The sequence below is a fragment of the Paenibacillus algorifonticola genome, from assembly GCF_050481745.1.
Lineage (GTDB): Bacteria > Bacillota > Bacilli > Paenibacillales > Paenibacillaceae > Pristimantibacillus > Pristimantibacillus algorifonticola_A.
The window spans coordinates 922,023-928,599 of record NZ_JBCNGR010000008.1; the positions used below are offsets into that span (position 1 = coordinate 922,023).

Consider the following 6,577-nt stretch of genomic DNA (forward strand, 5'->3'; position numbering starts at 1 on the left):
AGACAAATTAGATTGGTCTCAGTGCTTACTGATACCAACCCTCGTGTTAAAAAGTATGTATAGCCCCAGTGATCTAGCATCCATCGTCCAAAGCGTCCAAGAACACAAGCTGAAGATTCATGTGGATGGAATTTCCCCTTTCACCGCAGAGGGAATCGCTGAGGCGCATCATCTTAAGCATAAGAAAGGAAAATTAGTAATTCAGCGGAAGCCATTCTAAAGACGTCGCATTTTCAGCACACCCCATCTTTAATGAGCTGTTGGAATTCAAAAGGAGTAAAACATCCCATTTAAGGTTGCTTTACTCCTTTGTGTTCATACCTTCATATCCCGTTCCTCAATAGAACTTATAGATCAGGGGTCTATACATATATTCAAGCCCCTGCCTCATGAAGAAATAAAATATGCATCATCATTAAGTATAGCTAATTTCCCAACAAAAAAACGGCTCAGAATGTAACGAAACATTCCCGTGCCGTTTTAACGTCCGAATAGACTATTTAATAACGCCTTTTTTCAAAATAATATTCGCATACAGCGCCTGCTCGCCCGTTGCGACAATCGCATAAGCCTTCTTTGCTCGCTCATAGAAAGCGAAGCGCTCCACTTCCTCAGGCTTCTCGCGTACTGGCGTATGCTGCTCTATAATGAGCTGATACTGCTCCCAGATTGGCGTCTGCACCGTATCGCCAGGAACAACCTGCATGAGCGCCGCCGGGCGCTCCACATATTGATCCAGCGGAAAGAGCGGCAATATCCCTTCCAGCAGCTCGGGAATGCCGTGGCCGTCGGCCCGAACAACGCGCTGCGCGTGGCTCATGACGGGGAAATTGCCGTCGGCCAGCACGATTTCGTCGCTGTGGCCCATTTCCATTAATATTTTCAGAAGCTCAGGTGAAATCAATTTGGATATGCCATGCAGCACCTTAAACACTCCCTTAAGTAAGATTAAAAATTAAGACTTCACCTGCAAAGCAACTAATCGCAGGTAAGCTTCGTAAGCCTGCTCCCATACTTGCTGCTCCGCTGGCGCCGGCTCATAGGCATCCACCTCAAACGATGCCGCCGACAGCTGCCGCGCCTCCTGCAAATCCGCACATTCCCCTTGGGCAATGAGCTGGACGAGCATATTGCCGATGGCGCTCGCTTCGACCGGGCCTGCCCATACCGAGCGGCCAATTGCACTCGCCGTAAAGCGGCAGAGCAGCTTGTTCTGTATGCCGCCGCCGACCATATGCAGACCCGAATAAGCCTCTCCGGTCAGCTGCTCCATTTGCGCCAGCGCAAAGCGGTATTTCAGCGCCAGACTTTCGAGAATGCATCTCGCTATTTCGCCCCGCGACTGCGGTACAGGCTGCCCTGTCTCTTCGCAATATTGCTGGACATTTCGAATCATGCCCGAAGGACTGTAAAAACGCAGATCATCCGGATGGATCAGGCTGCGGAAAGGCTCCGCCTGCTCCGCTTCGGCCGCAAGCTGGGCGAATGACAGCTCTTGCCCTTGCGCCTCCCATTCACGGTGGCATTCCTGCAAAATCCACAATCCCATAATATTTTTGAGCAGCTGGTAGGTTCCGCCGACTCCGCCTTCATTGGAAAAATCGAGCGCAAGCGCCTCTGGCGTCAGCAGCGGACGCGCAAGCTCGGTGCCGAGCAGCGACCACGTGCCGCACACCAAATAGGCAAAGGCTTTCCCGCCTGCCGCTGGCACAGCAGCAACCGCTGATTCCGTATCATGCGTGCCTACGGCAATCGCTTCAATCGGCGGTACAGCCAGCTCTTCGCATACTTCCGCTGTAAGCGGCCCAATGCGCTGTCCTGGATGAATCGGCGCAAGGAACAGCTTTGCTGGAATGCCGAGCTGCTGCATAAGCGGCTCATTCCACTGCTGCCGCTCTGGATGAAACAGCTGCGTCGTAGTCGCCATCGTAAATTCGCATACCTTCTTGCCCGTCAAAAAATAAACGAGCAAATCCGGCGTCAGCAGCAGCGTCTCAGCGGCCGCTAGCCTCGGCGAGCCTGCCTTGCTCATCGCATACAGCTGATAAATCGTATTAAAGGGCATAAACTGGAGCCCGCCCTGCTGGTATTGCTCCTCGCGGCTCAGCAGCTGCTCCACCTCTTCGATCAAGCCTTCCGTCTGCGGGTCACGGTAATGGTAGGGATTGCCCAACAGCTCGCCCTGCGAATCCAGCAGGCCAAAGTCCACTCCCCATGTGTCCACGCCAAAGGTGGATGGCTGATAGCCCTGCTGGAACGCCTTGCGAATGGCAGCCTTCATCTCCTGCAGCAGTCGCAAAATGTCCCAGTGCAGATGCTGCCCTACTTGTACCGCATAGTTGGGAAAACGATGAAGCTCGGTCACCTCAAGCTTGCGGCCGCCCTCTGCACTTGCAGCAAGCTTGCCGATCAGCGCCCTGCCGCTGCTTGCGCCCAGATCAAAGGCAAGGACCGTCGCCGCCGTTTTCGCTGCATTTGCATTTGCCATCCCTGCACTCCTCCTTTTCCTAGCGGGTTCCCTACAAACTACTGCATTTTTTGCAGAAGCTGGATGCGATAGGCCTCGCTCTCCAGCGATGCGATTTCTTCAAATTCTTCCTTCGTCAGCACTTTTGGCTCCTTGATCGCTTTGGCGATCAGGAAAATTTTCGCGCTTTCTTCTACAACCTCCGTGCGGTAGTAGGCTTCACGCAGATTGCGCCCTGTCGTTACTAGCCCATGATTGCCTAGCAGAATCGAGCTAGCAGCATTCACTTTCTCCACTAGCGCATCTGCAAGCTTGTCTGTAGTAGGCAGTACATACGGAATATATACCGTCTTGCCTACTAGCGCCGCCTGATCGGGAAACATAATCGGCAGCTCCTGCTCCACAAGTGTAAAAGCGATGCAGTATGGCGGGTGCGTATGCACGATGGCTCCGATATTCGGATTCGCACGATAAGCATATAGATGCATGAGCACCTCAGAAGACGGACGGAAGCCTGTATCCGTTACAGCTCCAGTCTCAATATCGACCTCTACCCACTGCTCCGGCTCAATTTCATCAAGGGCAAAACCGCTTGGGGACAAATACATTTTGCCCTCATGCTTCGCGCTAATGTTGCCGCCTGGGCCAACTACCAAACGGTTCGCGACCGTCTTTTTAGCGTATTTACATAGTTCCTCTCTAATTTCCAAGCTGCTCATTTCTCTCTTCCTCCTCTATCTTATTGAACCCATGAAGCTGCCGTCCCAAAGGATTGGAACGGCAGCTTGTCAAATGGTTTTTATTTATACAACGGCCCAAAGTTGTCGCAAGCGCGGTAATCTGCGCTTTCCGCATTGCTCGTGCCGAACAGGCCCCAAGCACGTGGACGGAACAGCTTTTCTTCTGCCACATTATGCATATTAACTGGAATACGCAGCATCGACGCAAGTGTAATTAAATCTGCGCCAATATGCCCGTAGCTGATAGAGCCGTGATTCGCACCCCATTGATCCATCACTTCATAAACACTGCGGAACGCGCCGCTGCCTGTCAAAATCGGAGCGAACCACGTCGTCGGCCAAGTCGGATCTGTGCGCTTGTCGAGCACATCATGAACGTCTTCTGGCAGATCAACCGAATAACCTTCGGCAATTTGCAGGACGGGGCCAATGCCCTTCACCAAATTGATTCGGGACATCGTCATCGGCATGCCGCCGCGGGTCAAATAGTCGGAGGAATAGCCGCCGCCGCGGAAATACTCGACCGATGCCGGACGCCACGACGTTGCTTGCAGGCAAGCCGCCGCCTCCTGCTCAGAAATTTCCCAATGCGGCTTAAGCGCAGGCTTGCCATCCAGCCGCTGCTCGCCTGTGCCGTCAAGCGTCGCCGAACCGGAGTTGATCAGGTGCAAAATGCCGCCCGCTGCATGGCCTTCCAGCTTATGGCCCGTTACGCGCTCTACCGAATCAGGACTCCAATACGTCCGCACATCGGCAAAAATTTGCGCCGTATTCGTCAGCAAATTGCCAAACAGCATCGCAACGCCGTTCAAGCTGTCATTTTCCGTTGCTACCGTGTAAGGTGCGCGGATGCCGTTCCAGTCGAACGAGGAGTTAAGCAGCGTTTCCATGAAATCGCCGTTTGGAAAATGATCCGTCCATTGGCGCTGCCCCTGGAAGCCCGATACGATCGCATTGTGGCCCATCGCCTCTTCCCCGAAGCCAAGCTCCGCAAGACGCGGGTTGCCGACCATCAGGTCACGGGCTATCATCGTCATTTTCACAACGGTTTCCCAATCCTTGTCCTTCTGCTCTCTGGAGGTCTGGATTTGCGGCGGATTGTTGTCTGCACCCTCTGGACAGTTTTCCTTCACCCATGCGAGAGCGCGGGCAAATTCTTCGCCATCATAAATTTCCTCTTCGAAGCGGCGGACGAATTCCGACATATCCACATACTCGGTACGCATGCCCAAATATTCCTGGAAAAAAGCATCGTTTACGATCGAGCCCGCGATTCCCATCGATACGGAGCCCATCGACAAATACGCTTTGCCGCGCATATAAGCGACAACAAGACCCGCTTTCGCGAAGCCCAGCAGCTTGCCCTTCACATCTTCAGGGATGCTCGTGTCGCCAGAGTCCTGAACTTCCTCGCCATAAATGCCGAAGGCCGGAAGACCCTTCTGCGCATAGCCGGATAGTACAGCTGCCAAATATACGGCGCCTGGACGCTCTGTGCCGTTAAAGCCCCAAACCGCTTTCGGAATGGACGGGTCCATATCCATCGTCTCGGTGCCATAACACCAGCATGGCGTTACGGTTATGGATACGCCTACGCGCTCGCGGGCGAATTTGTCCGCGCAAGCTGCCGCTTCGGCTACGCCGCCAATGCAGCTGTCCGCAATGACGCATTCAACCGGCTGACCATTCGGATAACGCAAATGCTCGCCGATGAGCGCAGCTACTGATTTTGCCATATTCATCGTCTGTTCTTCGAGCGATTCGCGAACGCCCTTACGGCGTCCATCGATCGTAGGACGAATACCTATTTTAGGGAAACCGCTTTCAAAACGATGCTTTTCTTGTGCCACTATTATCCCTCCAATACAAGCGTAAACGGCTTTTGCCGTCCTCTGGCGGCAAAGCTTCCGTTTCGTGGGTGAAATATAAGCCCATTATAAGAGTGAAACTTATAATTTCTTATATTTTAAAAATAAGTGCATAACCAGCTGTCTGAGTTAGTAAAGAGTTACCGATAACTCTAATTTATCAAGCTTGAGGGTTGCTGTCAATGGCTCACTTTTGTAAGATGGTAAGAAAGCAAACGAGTAGGACGAAATAGATAAGGAGCAAGCCGCATGGTTACGATTTACGATATCGCTCAGCGATCCGGCGTTTCAGCGATGACCGTATCGCGAGTTATCAATAACACAGGCAGAATAAGCGACAAAACGCGGGCAAAGGTTAAGAAAGTGATGGAGGACATGCACTATGTGCCAAACCAGATGGCGAGAAGTCTGGTGCTTCAGCATACCCGCCTGCTGTTTTTGCTTATTGCCGATATTACGAATCCGTTTTATACGACACTGTCACGGGGGGCAGAGGATGCGGCTACGAAAAATGGCTACAAGCTGCTGTTCGGCAATAGCGATGAAAATTTAGCTAAGGAATCGGATTATATCCATACGATTTTGACGACGCGGGTCGACGGCGTGATGATGGCGCCGACTGGCGACCCATCCTTGTCCAATCTGGAGTCGCTGCTCCATCATCAGACTCCGTTCGTGCTGATCGACCGCGAAGTACCGGGCATTGAATGCGACATTGTCCTTGGGGACAGCAAGGAAGGCGCCCGCCAACTCGTCGATCATCTTGTGGGGTTGGGGCATACGCGGATTATGATGGTCAACGGCTCGCTGTCGAGCTCCAGCGCCCGCCTTCGCTTGCAAGGCTACAGAGAGGCGCTTCAGCTCAATGGGCTGGACTATGAGCCGGAATATTTATTCGAGACCAGCTTCGGCCCGCAAAATGATTTGTCCGCCATGAATGCCTGGATCGACAGCATCAGCCCGCTGCCGACCGCCATCATTGCCGGAAACAACGTCATCGCCATAGAACTCATACGCCTGCTTCAGCAGCGCGGGCTGCGCATTCCGGACGATATTTCCATCGTATGCTTTGACGATTTTGGCCCCTATGCGGACATTAATCCGTTTATTACCGTTGTCGCCCAGCAAGCCTACCAGTTCGGCTATCTCGGCATGCAAATGCTCATTGACCGCATCCAGAATGGCAGCGCCTCCGGTCCATGGCGGAAAGTTGTGCTGCCTGCGGAGCTCATCGCAAGAAGCTCCGTCAAGCAGCTTTAACGTGGTCAGTAGGCAATGAGAGCACATAGAAAAGAGCCAACCAAGAATTTCTGGTTGGCCTATCTCTTCCATAGTGGCCTCAGCCATAGTAGTCTCTGCAACAATTGAATGCTGTGGTTCACCCTGCCATGAATCATCTGAAGAGATTGACCCCGCATAGGGGCTAAGCAAGGAGCAGCAAGCTGTCTCTCGTTTGCCTATATACTCTAATCTTGTGCTCTATTTAGGGCGTGTCTGAAAAC

General features: G+C 52.7%; 5 protein-coding genes. 1 reads left to right on the plus strand and 4 read right to left on the minus strand.

Annotated features, from left to right (window positions below):
* Positions 1–496: 496 nt before the first annotated feature.
* The 4 genes from fucU to ABEW34_RS11665 form a co-directional block, all read right to left on the minus strand.
* Positions 497–925, minus strand: a complete 429-nt coding sequence (gene fucU, locus ABEW34_RS11650; protein WP_430158490.1) for an L-fucose mutarotase — start codon at positions 923–925, stop codon at positions 497–499.
* Positions 926–955: 30 nt separating this feature from the next.
* Complete coding sequence (locus ABEW34_RS11655; RefSeq protein ID WP_430158493.1) at positions 956–2,488, minus strand: rhamnulokinase; 1,533 nt, start codon at positions 2,486–2,488, stop codon at positions 956–958.
* Between the two features lie 38 nt (positions 2,489–2,526).
* Positions 2,527–3,186, minus strand: a complete 660-nt coding sequence (locus ABEW34_RS11660) for a class II aldolase/adducin family protein (protein WP_046232992.1) — start codon at positions 3,184–3,186, stop codon at positions 2,527–2,529.
* Between the two features lie 80 nt (positions 3,187–3,266).
* Positions 3,267–5,057, minus strand: coding sequence for an L-fucose isomerase (locus tag ABEW34_RS11665; protein ID WP_430158496.1), 1,791 nt, complete (start codon positions 5,055–5,057; stop codon positions 3,267–3,269).
* 267 nt (positions 5,058–5,324) lie between these two features.
* Here ABEW34_RS11665 and ABEW34_RS11670 point away from each other — a divergent pair, with 267 nt between their 5' ends.
* The gene (locus ABEW34_RS11670) at positions 5,325–6,335 is read left to right on the plus strand and encodes a LacI family DNA-binding transcriptional regulator (RefSeq protein WP_430158498.1); all 1,011 of its coding nucleotides are present in this window, start codon (positions 5,325–5,327) and stop codon (positions 6,333–6,335) included.
* The last annotated feature ends 242 nt before the right edge of the window (positions 6,336–6,577 follow it).